13 protein-coding genes are annotated in these 14,770 nt (G+C 73.7%); 8 read left to right on the forward strand and 5 right to left on the reverse strand.

Annotation, left to right across the window (positions count from 1 at the left end; translation table 11 throughout):
* Positions 1 to 200 precede the first annotated feature (200 nt).
* The gene (locus tag BLT82_RS06250) at positions 201 to 1,196 is read right to left on the reverse strand and encodes a hypothetical protein (protein WP_093652825.1); all 996 of its coding nucleotides are present in this window, start codon (positions 1,194 to 1,196) and stop codon (positions 201 to 203) included.
* 394 nt (positions 1,197 to 1,590) lie between these two features.
* On the opposite strand from BLT82_RS06250, the gene BLT82_RS06255 reads away from it, so the two are divergent.
* The 3 genes from BLT82_RS06255 to BLT82_RS06265 are packed head-to-tail and all read left to right on the forward strand — an operon-like array spanning position 1,591 to position 5,809.
* Positions 1,591 to 3,183, forward strand: coding sequence for an FGGY family carbohydrate kinase (locus tag BLT82_RS06255; protein WP_093652826.1), 1,593 nt, complete (start codon positions 1,591 to 1,593; stop codon positions 3,181 to 3,183).
* On the forward strand, positions 3,180 to 4,577 hold the full coding sequence (locus BLT82_RS06260) for an NAD(P)/FAD-dependent oxidoreductase (protein ID WP_093652827.1): 1,398 nt from the start codon (positions 3,180 to 3,182) through the stop codon (positions 4,575 to 4,577). The genes BLT82_RS06255 and BLT82_RS06260 overlap by 4 nt, the downstream gene beginning before the upstream one ends.
* Positions 4,574 to 5,809 (forward strand): FAD-dependent oxidoreductase, encoded by a 1,236-nt coding sequence (locus BLT82_RS06265; RefSeq protein WP_093652828.1) that lies wholly within the window; start codon positions 4,574 to 4,576, stop codon positions 5,807 to 5,809. The genes BLT82_RS06260 and BLT82_RS06265 overlap by 4 nt, the downstream gene beginning before the upstream one ends.
* Before the next feature lie 128 nt (positions 5,810 to 5,937).
* Here the strand turns inward: BLT82_RS06265 and BLT82_RS06270 are convergent, their stop codons facing one another.
* Positions 5,938 to 7,329 (reverse strand): NADP-dependent succinic semialdehyde dehydrogenase, encoded by a 1,392-nt coding sequence (locus BLT82_RS06270; protein WP_093652829.1) that lies wholly within the window; start codon positions 7,327 to 7,329, stop codon positions 5,938 to 5,940.
* Between the two features lie 209 nt (positions 7,330 to 7,538).
* On the opposite strand from BLT82_RS06270, the gene BLT82_RS06275 reads away from it, so the two are divergent.
* The 5 genes from BLT82_RS06275 to BLT82_RS06295 all read left to right on the forward strand — a co-directional run bounded on the left by BLT82_RS06275 (position 7,539) and on the right by BLT82_RS06295 (position 11,456).
* Positions 7,539 to 8,282: a LolA-like protein gene (locus BLT82_RS06275; RefSeq protein WP_093652830.1), complete on the forward strand. Its 744-nt coding sequence runs from the start codon at positions 7,539 to 7,541 to the stop codon at positions 8,280 to 8,282.
* A 124-nt stretch (positions 8,283 to 8,406) separates the two neighbouring features.
* The gene (locus BLT82_RS06280; protein WP_093652831.1) at positions 8,407 to 8,880 is read left to right on the forward strand and encodes an NUDIX hydrolase; all 474 of its coding nucleotides are present in this window, start codon (positions 8,407 to 8,409) and stop codon (positions 8,878 to 8,880) included.
* A 36-nt stretch (positions 8,881 to 8,916) separates the two neighbouring features.
* Positions 8,917 to 9,597 carry a glycoside hydrolase family 75 protein gene (locus BLT82_RS06285; RefSeq protein WP_093652832.1) on the forward strand — a complete coding sequence of 227 codons (681 nt, stop codon included), beginning with the start codon at positions 8,917 to 8,919 and terminating at the stop codon, positions 9,595 to 9,597.
* Between the two features lie 191 nt (positions 9,598 to 9,788).
* A complete protein-coding gene (locus BLT82_RS06290) occupies positions 9,789 to 10,835 on the forward strand; it encodes a PHP domain-containing protein (RefSeq protein WP_093652833.1) in 1,047 nt (348 codons plus the stop codon).
* Between the two features lie 234 nt (positions 10,836 to 11,069).
* Positions 11,070 to 11,456 (forward strand): hypothetical protein, encoded by a 387-nt coding sequence (locus tag BLT82_RS06295; protein WP_093652834.1) that lies wholly within the window; start codon positions 11,070 to 11,072, stop codon positions 11,454 to 11,456.
* Positions 11,457 to 11,548: 92 nt separating this feature from the next.
* On the opposite strand, the gene BLT82_RS06300 is transcribed toward BLT82_RS06295, so the two are convergent.
* The 3 genes from BLT82_RS06300 to BLT82_RS06310 form a co-directional block, all read right to left on the reverse strand.
* Positions 11,549 to 11,995 carry an SRPBCC family protein gene (locus tag BLT82_RS06300; protein ID WP_093652835.1) on the reverse strand — a complete coding sequence of 149 codons (447 nt, stop codon included), beginning with the start codon at positions 11,993 to 11,995 and terminating at the stop codon, positions 11,549 to 11,551.
* Positions 11,996 to 12,134: 139 nt separating this feature from the next.
* The gene (locus BLT82_RS06305; RefSeq protein ID WP_093652836.1) at positions 12,135 to 13,340 is read right to left on the reverse strand and encodes a cytochrome P450 family protein; all 1,206 of its coding nucleotides are present in this window, start codon (positions 13,338 to 13,340) and stop codon (positions 12,135 to 12,137) included.
* A 26-nt stretch (positions 13,341 to 13,366) separates the two neighbouring features.
* The gene (locus BLT82_RS06310; RefSeq protein WP_093652837.1) at positions 13,367 to 14,698 is read right to left on the reverse strand and encodes a cytochrome P450; all 1,332 of its coding nucleotides are present in this window, start codon (positions 14,696 to 14,698) and stop codon (positions 13,367 to 13,369) included.
* Positions 14,699 to 14,770 lie beyond the last annotated feature (72 nt).

A 14,770-nucleotide genomic window follows, 5' to 3' on the forward strand; every position in this document is an offset into this window, starting at 1 on the left:
TCTTCGGGACGGGGACCAGGACGGGACGGGAAGCGGACGGGGAGGGGCCGCGGGCGTTCCGGGCCGGGACGCGGCCGGTCGCCGGGCCGACCCGGGACCGGGGATGGCCGCCTCGGCGTCCGGGATACGGGACGCGAGATGCGAGATGCGGAATATGAGATACGGGATACGGGATCGATCCCGGATCCGGCGGGCAGGGATCAGTCGACTGGGGCGTCGCGCGCCGCCGCGAGACAGCGGCTGCGCGCCCTCACATAGAGCTCCTCGGTGAGTACCGGGTCGCCCGGCTCCTCCGTGCGCAGCGACCACGGCAACGTGGTGTAGTACGGCCCGAGCGCACGGAAGACGCGACCGGCCTCCTCGAAGTGCAGGGCACCCCACAGCGCGTGGGCGAGGTGGCTGAGGTCGAGGAGCGAGCTGGTCGCGGACGCCGCGTGGTCGAACCAGCCGTGCAGGGCCCGTACGGAGTCGCGGATGGAGTCCTCCGCGACCCAGTGGAGATCGAGGGCCCGGCGGTGGCCCTGCTCCCTCCGGTAGCGCTCGACCCGGGCGTACAGCGGCAGGACGTGCAGCGGCGAGCCCGGGGCCGCGGTGGAGGCGGCCCACTGCACGAAGTTCACCGCCTCCGACAGCGCACCGGCCCGGCGGGTGTAGAGGAACTGCAGCATGCGGTGGTACGCCTCGCGGTTGCCGGGGTCGCGCTTGTCGGCCTCGGCCAGCAGCCCCCAGGGGCCCGGTGGCAGCATCGGGCCGGGCGGAGCCATCCGGTGCTCCTCCATCTGCTGCCGGTCGTCGAGCTGGGCGAGGGCGAGCAGGCACACCCAGGGAACGGGGTCGTCGGGCGCCGTACGGGCGGTGGCGCCGCAGGCGTCCCACGCCTCGTGCCACAGATCGCGGGTCCGGCGGTGGCCCTCCCGGTGTGCGCGGACGGCCCGTTCGACCGCGACCCTGGTGTGCATCACGGAAGCGGCGACGCTGTGCGGCTCCTCCGCCTGCCAGGCGCGGACCACGTCGGAGCCGGCCGCGACGGCCGCCAGGACCTGGGTGCGCTGGGTCCACAGCGACGGGTCGCGGGTGTCGGCGAGGAGGTCCCGCATCGCCACCCAGCGCCCCGTCCGCAGGTCCTGGAGCGCCGCGCGCAGGGCGTCGTCGTGGCCTGCGGGGTGGTAGAGGGGGCGGAAGTGGTCATGGACCATCACCTCTCCCCGGCGGGGTCGCCGGCCACCGTCATGTGGCTGCGTTCCCTGCGTAATCCGGAGTCGTCGTGCGTCGTCATGGGTCCTCCAGGACGGTGGGGGCGTTGACGGCGGGTGACCGCCGGGGCGTCCTGCTGTTGATCGACGATCAGTGTAGGCGCGGTAGCACTCCGTGGGCACAGGTTTTCGGATCTTGCGCAACTATTCGCTCCGGCAAGGAAACTGACTGAGCGTCAGTAGTTCTCGCCGAACGGTTTGCGGGCCTTGACGGGGACCGCGGCCCGGGGTCAGGCTGGCCTTCGGTGATCACTTGACCGGTCCACACCCACGGCCGCCGACCCGGTCACGGCCGCCGCCGGCCGTGACCGGGCCGTACCTACCGAAGAGACAGGACATGGTGTCTGCCGAGCCCCGCACCACCGCCCCCGTGCTCGCCGTCGACCAGGGCACCTCGGGCACCAAGGCGCTCGTCGTCTGCCCCGAGCGGGGGGTGATCGGCTCCGGATCGGCGGACGTCCGCCCGCGCTACGGCCCGGGAGGGACGGTCGAGGTGGACCCGGCCCGGCTGCTGGCGTCGGTGGTCGACGCGGGGCGGCAGGCGCTCGCCGAGGCGGGTGAGCCGGTCGCCGCCGTCGGTCTGGCCAACCAGGGTGAGACGGTGCTCGCCTGGGACCCCGTCACCGGCACGCCGCTCACCGACGCGATCGTGTGGCAGGACCGGCGGGCGGCCTCCGTCTGCGAGTCACTGGGCGAGGACGAGGCGCAGGAGCTGCGCGACCTCACGGGGCTGCCGCTCGATCCGTACTTCGCGGCGCCGAAGATGGCCTGGATCCGCCGGGAGACGACCCGCGAGGGCGTGGTCACCACCAGCGACGCCTGGCTGGTGCACCAGCTGACCGGTGCCTTCGTCACGGACGCGGCCACCGCCGGCCGTACCCAGCTGCTGGACCTCGACCGGGTGGAGTGGTCACCGAGGGCCCTGAAGATCTTCGGGCTGGACGGTGAGCGGCTGCCGCGCGTCGTGGACGCCGCGGGCCCGGTCGGCACCACCTCGGCGTTCGGACCCGAACTGCCCCTCACCGGACTGCTCGTGGACCAGCAGGCGGCGCTGCTCGCCCAGCGAGTGACCGAGCCGGGCACCGCCAAGTGCACGTACGGAACAGGGGCGTTCCTGCTCGCACAGACCGGTGACCGGCCGCGGCGCGGGAGTTCGGGCCTGGTCAGCTGTGTGGCGTGGCGGCTCGGCGGACGCACCAGTTACTGCCTCGACGGGCAGGTCTACACGGCCGCCTCAGCGGTCCGCTGGCTGACGGATCTCGGCATCGTCGCCGGGGCCGCGGACCTGGACCGGGTGGGCTCGTCCGTCCCCGACTCCGGCGGTGTCACCTTCGTCCCGGCGCTCGCCGGACTCGCCGCGCCCTGGTGGCGCGCCGATCTGCGCGGATCGCTCACGGGCCTGGGGCTGGAGACCGGCGCCGGGCATCTGGTACGCGCACTGTGCGAGGGCATCGCCGCCCAGGTCGTCGCGCTGGCCGACGCCGTGGCCGCGGACACGGGCGCGCCGCTCTCGTCCCTGCGGGTGGACGGCGGGCTCACGCGGTCGGCCCTGCTGATGCAGACACAGGCGGACCTGCTCCAGCGCCCGGTCGAGGTCTCGGCACTGTCCGATGCCACGGCGCTGGGAGTCGGTGCGGTGGCCCGGCTCGGTGTCGATCCCTCTCTCGGCGTGCCGGACGCCGTGCCGGACCGGAAACCGGCGGCCGTGTACGAGCCCCGTGTTCCTGCCGGCGTGGCGCAGGAGCGGCTGGCCTCGTTCCGCGCCGCGGTGGACGCCCTCACCGCACGGGCCGCCCCGCAACCCGCAGGTCCGGCCGCCGGTGCCACGCTCCCACCCGGACAAGCACAGGCGCAGGCACGGGCACGGGCACAGGCACCCGCGTCGGGCGGAAGCCCGGCCGGCGTGCCGGGCGTGTCGGACGTGTCATGACGGTCACCACGGCCGGGCCGGTGGACGACGGCGTCCTCGACGTCGTGGTGGTCGGTGCCGGTGTGGTCGGCACGGCGATCGCCCGGGAACTGGCCCGCTACCGGCTGCGGACCGCCCTCGTAGAGGCGTCCGGGGACGTCGGCGACGGCACGTCGAAGGCCAACACGGCGATCCTGCACACGGGTTTCGACGCCGTGCCCGGTTCGCTGGAGTCCGCTCTGGTCCACGACGGCCGACGGCGGCTCACCGCGTACGCGGAGGAGGCCGGCATCCCGCTGGAGCCGACCGGCGCGCTCCTCGTCGCGTGGGACGAGGACCAGCTCGCGGCCCTCCCCGGGCTGGCCGGGAAGGCGAAGCGCAACCGCTGCGACGACACCGAAGTCATCGGTGCCGGCGAACTGCGCGCCCGGGAGCCGCGCCTGGGGCCGGGAGCCCTCGGCGCCCTCGCCGTCCCCGGTGAGAGCATCGTCTGCCCCTGGACGACCACCCTGGCCTACGCAACCCAGGCCGTGCGTTCCGGTGTGGCGCTCCATCTGAACTGCCGTGTGGCGGGGGTGCGTCCAGCGGACGGGCTGCACCTGGTGGACACGGCCCGGGGCCCGCTGCGCACCCGGTTCCTGGTGAACGCCGCCGGTCTCCACGCGGACGACGTCGACCGGATGCTCGGCCCGGAGACGTTCACCGTCACACCGAGACGCGGTCAGCTGATCGTCTTCGACAAGTTCGCGCGCGGCCTGGTCCGGCACATCCTCCTCCCGGTGCCCACCGCGGCCGGCAAGGGAGTGCTCGTGTCGCCGACGGTCTACGGGAACGTGCTGCTCGGGCCCACGGCCGAGGACCTCGACGACAAGACCGCCACCGGCACGACGGCGGACGGCATCGCCCGGCTGAGGGAGGAGGGCCGCCGGATCGTGCCGGAGCTGCTCGACGAGGAGGTCACCGCCGTCTACGCGGGACTGCGGGCCGCGACCGGCCGGGAGGACTACCGCATCGACGCCCGACCGGACCGGCGGTACGTCACGGCCGGCGGAATCCGTTCGACCGGGCTGACGGCGTCCATGGCCATCGCCGCGCACGTGGTGGACCTGCTGGCCGACACCGGGCTCGCACTCGGCGCGCCGCGCACGCTCGCTCCCGTGCGCATGCCGAACATCGGGGAGGCGTCCCTGCGCCCCTACCGGGACGACCGCCTGATCGCCGCCGACCCCGAGTACGGGACGATCGTGTGCCACTGCGAGCGGGTGACCCGCGGGGAGATCCGGGACGCGCTGGCCGGCGACATCCCGCCCGCCACGCTGGACGGTCTGCGGCGACGCACCCTTGCCCGCGGCGGCCGCTGCCAGGGGTTCTCCTGCGGGGCGGCCGTGCGTCGGCTGTTCGGGGCCGGACGGTGAAGCGGCGCACGGTGGACGTGCTGGTCGTGGGCGCGGGACCGGCCGGCCTCTCCGCGGCGGCCGCGCTGGCAGCGTCCGGAGCGGGAGCCGTCGAGGTGCTGGAGCGGGATGCCGAGGCGGGCGGAGTGCCCCGCCACTGTGCCCGCGGCGGATTCGGGCTGCGCGATCTGTGGCGGCCGATGACGGGTCCGGGCTACGCCCGGCACTGGACCGGGGCGGCCGTACGGGCGGGGGCGGCCGTGCGCACCGGTGTCATGGTCACCGGCTGGTCCGGGCCGCTGACCGTGGAGGCGACGGGCCGGGAAGGGCTGGAGGAACTGACGGCGCGGGCGGTGGTCCTGGCCACCGGTGCACGTGAACGGCCCAGGAGCGCCCGGCTGGTGCCGGGCGGCCGGCCCGAAGGGGTGTGGACGACGGGCGAGTTGCAGCAGGCCGTGCACCTGCACGGGCTGCGTCTCGGCGGCCGGGCGCTGATCGTCGGGGCAGGACCCGTGGCCCTTGCCGCCGTGCACACGCTGCGGAGCGCGGACGCCGAACCCGTCGCCCTGGTGACCGACGGTTCCGGCCCGGGTCTCCGTCCGGCGCTGCGGCGGCCCGTTCCGGTGCTGTCGGGCACGGTCGTGACGGAGCTGATCGGCCGGAGGCGGCTCACCGGGGTGGCTCTGCTCCGCGCCGACGGCCGGGCCGCCGTCGTCCGCTGTGACACGGTCGTGTTCACGGGCGACTTCGTCCCGGAGCACGAACTGGCCAGGAGCGCGGGCGTCCCGCTCGACGCGGGCACCCGCGGACCGGCGGTCGACGCGGACTTCCGCACCGCCCGGCCCGGCGTCTTCGCGGTGGGCAACGTCCTGCACGGCGCCGAGCTGGCCGCCGCGGCGGCGTTCGAGGGGAGCCGCGCCTCGGGCGCGGTCCGGCGGTTCCTCGCCGACGGCCGGTGGCCCGGAGCGAGGGTGCCGGTGGCAGCCGAAGGCGCCCTGCGGTGGGCCGCGCCGAACCTGATCGTGCCGCGGGACACCGGCCTACGGCTGCTGCTCCGCACCGGTCGGCGGGTCGTACGGCCCATGGTGACCGTCTCCCAGGACGGGCGGACGCTCCACCGGGAGCGTCTGCCGCGCCCGGCGGATCCGGAGCGCTCGGCACCGCTGGGGGCGCGCTGGGCGGACGGGGTGGACGGCGGGGGCGGCCCGGTACGCATCCGCCTCGACGAAGCCCGGGGCGGCAGCAGTCGGTGACGGTGCGGATGCCGGTGCGGGGCCCGCGCGGGTCCCGGCGCCCGTGACTTCGCGCGGGATTCATGGCCGGTGCTCCTGTGGAGGGCCGGGCGGGGGCCCGGGCGGTGATCCCGCTCGGGGCGTTCGCCTCAGGCGGCGGTCCAGACGGTCGTGATGTTGCAGAACTCCTTGATCCCGTGGTCGGACAGCTCGCGCCCGTAGCCGGACCGCTTCGCGCCGCCGAAGGGCATCGCCGGATGCGAGGCGGTCATCCCGTTGAAGAAGATCCCGCCTGCCTCCATGTCCTGGACGAACCGCTCCATGTCGCCGGCGTCACGGGTCCAGACGTTCGAACTCAGGCCGAAGGGAGAGTCGTTGGCGACGCTCACGGCCTCATCCAGCCCGGAGACGCGGTAGACGGTCGCGACGGGGCCGAATGCCTCCTCGTGGTGGATCCGCATCTCCGGGGTGATCCCCGTGAGGACCGTCGGCAGGTAGTACCAGCCGGCCGGCCGGTCCCCGGAACGGCCGGCGCCGCACAGCACCTGCGCGCCGCGCCGTACGGCGTCGTCGACCAGTTCCTCCAGGTCGGCGCGGCCCTGCTCGGTGGCCAGCGGTCCGACGTCGGTGGACTCGTCCATGGGATCGCCGACGGAGAGCGCCTCCATCCGGGCGGTGAAGCGCTCGGCGAAGGTGTCGTGGACGTCCTCGTGGATGATGAAGCGCTTGGCCGCGATGCACGACTGCCCGTTGTTCTGCACCCGGGCGGTGACGGCGACCCGCGCGGCCCGGTCCACGTCGGCGGACGGCATGACCACGTACGGATCGCTGCCGCCGAGTTCGAGGACGGTCTTCTTGACCTCGTCACCGGCGATCGCCGCGACCGAGCGCCCGGCCGGCTCGCTGCCGGTGAGCGTCGCCGCGGCGACCCGCGGATCGCGCAGCACGCCCTCGATGGCCCCCGCGCCGACGAGGAGGGTCTGGAAGCAGCCGTCGGGGAAGCCGGCCCGGTGGAAGAGATCTCCCAGGTAGAGCGCGGTCTGCGGCACGTTCGAGGCGTGCTTGAGCAGCCCGGTGTTGCCGGCCATCAGCGCGGGGGCCGCGAACCGCACGACCTGCCAGAGCGGGAAGTTCCAGGGCATCACGGCCAGCACCACGCCGAGCGGCCGGTAGCGGACCGTCACACCGGAGGCGCCCGAGTCCTTCACGTCGGCGTCGGACGGGTGCTCGTCGGCCAGCAGCTCCTCGGCGTGGTCGGCGTACCAGCGCATCGCCTTCACGCACTTCGCCGCCTCGGCCCTGGCCGCCACCAGCGGTTTGCCCATCTCGCTCGTCATGGTGCGGGCGATGTCCTCCTGGTCCTCCTCCAGCAGCGAGGCCGCGCGCTTCAGGAGCCGGGACCGCTCGGAGAACGCGCTCGTGCGGTACGTACGGAAGGTCGCGTGGGCGGCGGCCAGGCGGTTCTCGAGCTCCTCGGGGCCGATGGCTTCGAAGGTCTTGAGCGTCTCGCCGGTCGCGGGATTCACACTGGCGATGGCCATGGCTGTGTCCTCCTTCGGCCGCACTTACGACCCTGCCGTGCCCGGGGCGGCGGCGCAACGTGACGCCCGGCCGCCGCCGGGCGTCACGTGGCCCGGCTCCCTCCCGTCACCACCGGTCGGCGATTCACCCGAACGGGCAGCAGGGCCCCCCGCGGCGTAGTCTCGGGAACGGCGGATCACCCGGCCGGTCGCGTTTCCCGGGAGACGACGTGAGCCCACATCGCCGCAGGACCTGGACACGGGCGTCGTCCGCGGCGTTCCTCGCGATCGCCCTGGCGGCCGGCGGCACGGCGTACGCGGGCGACGACATCGAGACGCTCACGGCCCGGCAGATCGCGGAAAAGGCGCGTGAGGCTCTGGTCGGCGCCCAGTCGGTGCACATCAGCAGCAAGGGCGACCTGCGCGAGCCGGGCTCGCCGAACGAACTGGACCTCGCCCTCGACCGCGCGGGCAACTGCGCCGGCACGGTCAGCATGGGCGACGAGGGCTCCGTGGAGATCGTCAAACGCGGTGAGACCGTGTGGATGAAGCCGGACGCGGCGTTCTGGAAGAACCAGGTGCCGGGCGGCGGCGACACCGTCAAGGAACTGGTCGGCGACCGGTACCTGCGCGGCACGACGGACAACGGGCTGCTCAAGGGCATGACCGAGGTCTGCGATCTGGACACGTTCGTCGACCGGCTCACCGGCGTCCCCACCAGCGACGTCGACCTCACCAAGGGCAAGAAGACGAAGGTCGACGGCGTCGACGCCATCCCGGTGTCGGGCAATCTGGCGGGCCGGACGATCACGCTGTACGTCGCCACCGAGGGCAAGCCGTATCCGGTGCGCCTGGTGGTCACGAGCGCCGGCGCCGCGAAGGCGACCGTGGACTTCTCGGACTTCGACGAGCCGGTCCCGACCGAGACGCCCCCGGCCGGCGAGAGCGTCGACCTGTCCACTCTCCTGGGCTAGACCCCCTTGCTCCGGCCGGACCGGCCCACTCCCAGGGGTGAACCCGTCCGAGGCCGTTCACCCGGCGGCCGGCGCCTCTCGGGTCCGATGGCGGCGGCCGTCGGCCCCCCGCAGACTCGGCGGCATGTCGGGCAAGCGAAGCGCCGGTCTCCTGCTGTTCCGGGGCACCGCGGCGGATCTCGAGGTGCTGATCGGGCACATGGGAGGCCCCTATTGGGCCGCCAAGGACGAGGGCGCGTGGTCGATTCCCAAGGGCGAGTACGGCCCGGAGGAGGAGCCGGAGGCGGCAGCACGGCGGGAGTTCGAGGAGGAGCTCGGGCTGCCGGCCCCGGACGGCGAGCGCATCGCGCTCGGTGAGAGCCGCCAGTCGGGCGGCAAGACCGTTACCGTCTGGGCGGTCGAGGGCGACCTCGATCCCCGTTCGGTGGTGCCCGGCACCTTCTCGATGGAGTGGCCACCTCGGTCCGGCGTACCGGCGGAGTTCCCGGAGGTCGACCGGGTCGGCTGGTACCCCCTGGGCCGCGCGGCGGAGCTGCTCGTCCCGGGCCAGCGGGTCTTCCTGGACCGGCTCGCCCACCACATACGCGGCGGCCGCTGACCGCGGCCGCCGCCCCCGAACCGGAGGAAACGCCCCGTGTCCCCTTGCTTCAAGTCCGTCGCCGCGTGCGGCGCGGCACTGCTCGTCGCGGCCGTTCTGCCCGCCACCGCCACCGCCCGTCACGCCTCGGAAGGCTCCGTGACCGCGCGCGAACTCCTGGCCAAGGTCAGGAGTTGCACACAGATATCCGACGGCCTGTTCCGTACGGACGCGGACCAGGAGGAGTCCATACCCGTGTGCGGCACCAGTTCGGTGGTCTTTTGGAAGTCCGATCTCGACATCGACTGCGACGGCCTGAGCAGCCCGGAGTGCAACCCAGACACCGACGAGTACTGGCAGCCGGAGACCGCCTACTGGGACTCCGAGGGATACCCGCTGGACTCCGCGGACCTGCCGTTCATCGTCGTACCGACGGTGAGTCCGCTGTGGGACTACAACTACTCGCGCATCCGCGGCGGGACCGTCGCAGCCGTCATCTACCGCGACCGGGTCGTGTACGCCGTGGTCGGCGACGCCGGACCGAGCGACCTCATCGGCGAGGCCTCGCACGCCACCGCCCGTGCTCTGGGCATAGATCCCGACCCGGCCGTCGGAGGCGTCAACTCCGGCGTGACGTACATCCTGTTCCGGGATTCCAAGGTCACCCCCATCGAGTCGCACCGGGCCGCCGTGACGCTGGGTGACAGGCTCGCGCGGAAGTTCGTCGGTCGCTCGTGACCCGTTCGGAAGGTCGTCGGTCGCCCGTGCGTGGCCGCGGGCGGACGATGGAGCGAACGGACCGGCGGGGAAGGGCGGAGTGATGACAACGGACCACGGGACTCCGAGCGCCCGCCCGGAACACGGCTTCTCCGCACTCGGACCGGCGTCCGCGCCTCGGTCCCGCGGCGCGCGTTAGCGGACGTCCGGCCGTGGACCCCGAGGAGGCACTGGACCGGATCGCCTTCCTGCTGGAGCGGTCCGGGGCCCCCACGTACCGGGTGCGCGCCTTCCGCACGGCGGCGGCGGCTGTCGCGGCGCTGGGCGAGCGCGAGGTCGCCGAGCGGGCCGCGACCGGCTCGCTGGAGTCCGTACGAGGGCTCGGGCCCAAGACCGCCCAGGTGGTCAGGGAGGCCCTGGACGGACAGCAGCCGGCGTATCTGCGGCGGCTGGAGGAGGAGGCGGGCGGGCGGCCCGACGAGGACGCCCCGGGAGCACGGCTGCGCGCGGCGCTCCGCGGGGACTGCCACCTCCACTCGGACTGGTCGGACGGCGGCAGCCCCATCGAGGCGATGGGGCGCGCCGCTGCCGCCCTCGGGCACGAGTGGGCCGTGCTCACGGACCACTCCCCCAGGCTCACCGTCGCACGGGGGCTCAGCCCGGAGCGGCTTCGGGAGCAGCTGGACGTGGTGGCCGAACTCAACCGGACGTGGGCACCGTTCCGGCTGCTCACCGGCATCGAGTGCGACATCCTGCCGGACGGCTCGCTCGACCAGGAGCCGGAACTGCTCGACCGGCTGGACGTGGTGGTGGCGTCCGTGCACTCCAAACTCCGCATGGAGTCGCGGCCGATGACCCGGCGGATGGTCGCCGCGGTCACCAATCCGCTCGTCGATGTCCTGGGGCACTGCACGGGACGGCTGGTCAGAGGGCGTGACGGAGGGCGGGGGCGGCCGGAGTCGGAGTTCGACGCGGACGAGGTGTTCGCCGCGTGCGCCGAGTCGGGTACGGCGGTGGAGATCAACTGCCGCCCGGACCGGCTGGATCCACCGCGCCGGCTGCTGCGGCGCGCGGTGGAGGCGGGCGCGCTCTTCACGATCGACACCGACGCACACGCCCCGGGCCAGCTCGACTGGCAGATCAACGGCTGCGCCCGGGCCGAGGAGTGCGGGGTGCCCGACTCGTGGGTGGTCAACACCCGCGGTGCGGACGAGGTGCTGCGCTGGACGCGGACCCGGGAGCTGCCTGACACCGGCTGAGCGGCGCGGGACGGGCAGCCGCCGCCCGACGGTGGTCCACCAGGGCCGGACGGCCGCGAACGCTGCGGGCCGAGCACCGCCCCGCCCGTGGACCCTTCAGCGGCCGCCCCGCCCACCCGGGCCCACCCCGCTCCCCCGGGCCGCGCGTTCTCCCGCCCCGGCCGCGTGCTCTCGCGGCCGGGAAGTGCGACCTTGGAGTGGGACGTCCCAGCATGAGAGAGGACGGGGATCACCGTGGCCGTCATCGACAGGCACGAGGAAGTATCGGTACAGCTGACCGGCGCGCCCGAGGACGCCGACGCCGTGTTCGCCGCGTTGCTCGCGGCCTACCCCTGTGACCGGGACGCCGAGGAGCACCCCCACCAGGAGGGAAGGACCGGCCACCCGACGATCTGGTCGGCGACCTATGACGTGGCACCCGCCGACACGGCCGGATCCGTTGCGGCCACGGCCCTCCACGGGCCCGTGGGGGCCGAGCTGTCGGGCTCGTACGCGGCGGTGGACCGGCTGGCACGGGCCATGACCACCGGTTTCGCGGTCGAGGTCGAGCACGCGGTGTCGGGCGACGGTGAGAAGCAGTTGCGGCTGCGGCTCGATTCGTCGCCCGCCACGACCGGCTGAGGCCGAGGCCGATGGGAAAACGGCCGGGCACGGGCCCCGTGCCCGGCCGGGGAGCGCCACGGCCCCGCGCCGCGGAGCGCGCGCCGGCGCTCTCAGGACGCCTCGACCGCCGCCTTGATGCGCCGGGCGAAGGCGTCCGCGTCCTTGCGCGCCGCACCCAGCGCGAGTCCGACCAGCAGCTTGCCCAGACCGTGGCCCTCCAGGGTGTTGAACACCGTGAGCCTCGTCCGCCCGGCGTCGACGGCTTCCAGGTCGTACCCGCCCTCGGGGGCCGTCACCAGGTTCTTCGAGACCTCCGTCCAGCGGATTCGGCGCGGCGGGTCGAACTCGCTGATCCGGAACTCGCGCGAGGTGGTCATGCCCGCGTCCTTGACCTTGCTGCGATAGACCGTGCCCACTCGGGTCGGACCGTCGGTCACCCTGGTCATCTCCTGCACCCGGGGGCTGAACTTCCGGTCGTTCTCGCCGTCCGCGAGGAAGGCGAAGACCTCTTCGATCGGCCGTTCGATCACGGCCGTCCCCTCGAACCGTCCGGCCATGCTGACTCCCTCTCCGTCGACGCCGAAGCACTTCCGGTACCCGGCACCACTCCAGCCTGCTCCGGACACGGGTGACGGGGGCGGTCGGACTGGTCCGTACGGGTGGCCCGGCTCCCGGGTCACCCACAACCGTCCGCGTCTACGGAAAGGGCCGCACCGGAAGGTCCCGGACGCTGTTCCCCACGAAACTGGCATGCCGGGCCAGCTCAGGCTCCGCAACGGCCACGTCCAGTCCCGGGAACCGGGCGAACAGCCGCTCCAGGGCGGTGGTCGCCTCCATCCTGGCGAGCGGCGCCCCGAGGCAGTAGTGCGGCCCGTGGCCGAGGGAGAGGTGGCGGGAACCGGACACCCGGGTGACGTCGAAGCGGTCCGCGTCGGGTCCGTGCGCCGCCGGGTCCCGCCCGGCGGCCGAGTATCCGGCGAGGACCGGGGTGCCCTTCGGGATGACCGTGCCGTCCACGGTGAGGTCCCGTGTCGGGTAGCGGAACGGGAAGTAGCTCACGGGGCTGTCCCAGCGCAGGGTCTCCTCGACGACGTCCGCCCAGGTCGCGTGGCCCGATCGGACCAGTTCCAGCTGGTCGCGGTGCGCACAGAGCGCACGGACCGCGTTGGTGATCAGGTTCAGCGTCGTCTCATGGCCCGCGATGATCATCAGCAGCAGGGTGCCGATGAGTTCGTGGCCGCTGAGCCGGTCGCCGTCCTCCTCGCGGGCGGCGATCAGCGCGCTGGTGAGATCGCCGCCGGGCTCCTTCGCCCGGGTGGCGGCCACGGCGCCGAGCACGTCCACCAGCTCCCGGTTCGCGGCCATCGCCTCCTCGGGGCCGATGTCCGTGGCGACGACCTGGTTCGAGAGGTGGTGCAGCCGGTCCTGGTGCTCGGCGTTCACACCGAGGAGTTCGCAGATCACCCCCATGGGCAAAGGCATGGCGAAGTGCCGGCGCAGATCGGCGACGCCGCCGTTCTCCGCGGCTGCCCGGCCGAGGCCGTCCAGCAGCCCGGCCGTGACCGCCTCGACCCGGGGGCGCAGTTCCGCGACCCGGCGTGTGGTGAAGGCCTTGCCGACCAGCGCCCTGAGCCGGCGGTGGTCGTCCCCGTCGGCCGTGGTCATCCCCCGTACCGTGGCGAAGGTCTTCAGCGGCCAGCCGTCGGCGATCCGGCCCTCCCGCAGCGCGGTGAAGTGCTCGGCGCCCTTGGCCACATCGGGGTGGGCCAGGAACTCCCTGAGCGCGTCGTGCCCCAGGACGGCCATGCCCGCCACGTCACCGGGGAGGACGACCGGGGCCACCGCGCCCCGTGCCAGCAGCCGGGCATTGTCGGCGTGCGGGCAGCCGCCGGCCGGATCCATCCTGTGTGGGACGCTCGGTGACGTGTTCAACGGGCCTCTCCTGTCTGCGGGGCGGCCGGGTGGCCGGGACGGGTGGTGCGGGCCGGCGCGCCCGGTTCCGGGGCCCGGGGCAGCTGCGGGTCGGTGAACCTGACGGGGAGGGCGGCGAGCCCCTTGCTCCAGGGGGACGAGACCCAGGTGAGCTCCGACTCCTCGACGGCCAGCTCCAGATCCGGCAGCCGGTGCCGGACGGTGTCCACCGCGGTACGGGTGATCAGCCGGGCCGGGTCCTGGGCCGGGCAGGTGTGCGGCCCGGCGCCGAACGCGAGGTGGGAGCGGTTGCCGGTGACGGGCCCGCCCGGGGGCAGCACGGCCGGGTCGGCGTTGGCGGCGGCCAGCCCGAGGATCAGCATGTCGCCGGCCCGGATGGACTGGCCGCCGAAACGCAGATCGCGGGTGGCGTAGCGGGCGGGGAAGTTCTGCGTGGGCGGAAAGCGCCACAGCACGAGGTCGAGTGCGTCGTCGACGGTGAGGTGACCACCCGTCAGCGAGGAGCGGAACGCGGGGTCGCAGAGCAGGACGCGCAGGGTCGTGGCGATCCAGTTGACCGTGGTCTGGTGGCCGGCGACGAACATCACCACCAGGTTGTGCAGCACCTCCTCGTCGGTGAGGCGCGCCGGGTGGTGCAGCAGTGCGGAGGTGATGTCGTCGCCGGGGCGGGACCGCTTCTCCTCGATCAGTGCGAGGAGGATCGCGTTGATCCGTCTGCTCGCCCTCCCGGAGTCCACGGTCGTGGCGACCAGGCCGGAGATCGCGTGGACGAGCCGCCCGCCGGTCCGTTCGTCCAGTCCGAGCAGTCCGGTGATGACCTGCAGCGGGAGACTGCGCGCGTACTGGAGTACGAGGTCGGCCTTGCGGCGCTCGGCGAACGACGCGATCAGCTCCTCGGCCGCGGACCGTACGCCTCGCCGCAGCTCGTGTCCGTTGATCCCGGCGAGCGCGTCGGAGACCGCGGCCCTCATCCGGCGGTGCTGCTGGCCGTCGGCGAACAGCAGCGCGGGCCGCCAGCCGACGAACGGCAGGATCGGAGAGTCGGGCGGCACCCTGCCCTCGCGCAGCAGGCTCCAGCGGCGCGGGTCGTGGGAGAAGTCCTGTTCGTCGCGGGCGAGCCGGAGCAGTTCGCGATGGCCGAGGACGAGCCAGGCCTCGATGCCCGGTGCGACGGCGACGGGGGCCACGGGGCCGTGGTTCCTGCGGAGTTCCTCGTACAGCGCGGGCATCGCGTCGCCGTCGAGGTGCGGCCCGTACAGCGCGGTCGCGGTGGGGCGCCGTCCGCCGAAGCCGGACGGCGGCGGCGAGTAGCCGTGCGGGGTGGTCATGAGGACTCCCTGGTCATCGGGACCCCGTGGTCACGGGGATCCCTGGTTCCGGTGCCTCGGTGGGGCCCCCGG

Source organism: Streptomyces wuyuanensis (genome assembly GCF_900103455.1).
Taxonomy (GTDB): Bacteria; Actinomycetota; Actinomycetes; order Streptomycetales; family Streptomycetaceae; genus Streptomyces; species Streptomyces wuyuanensis.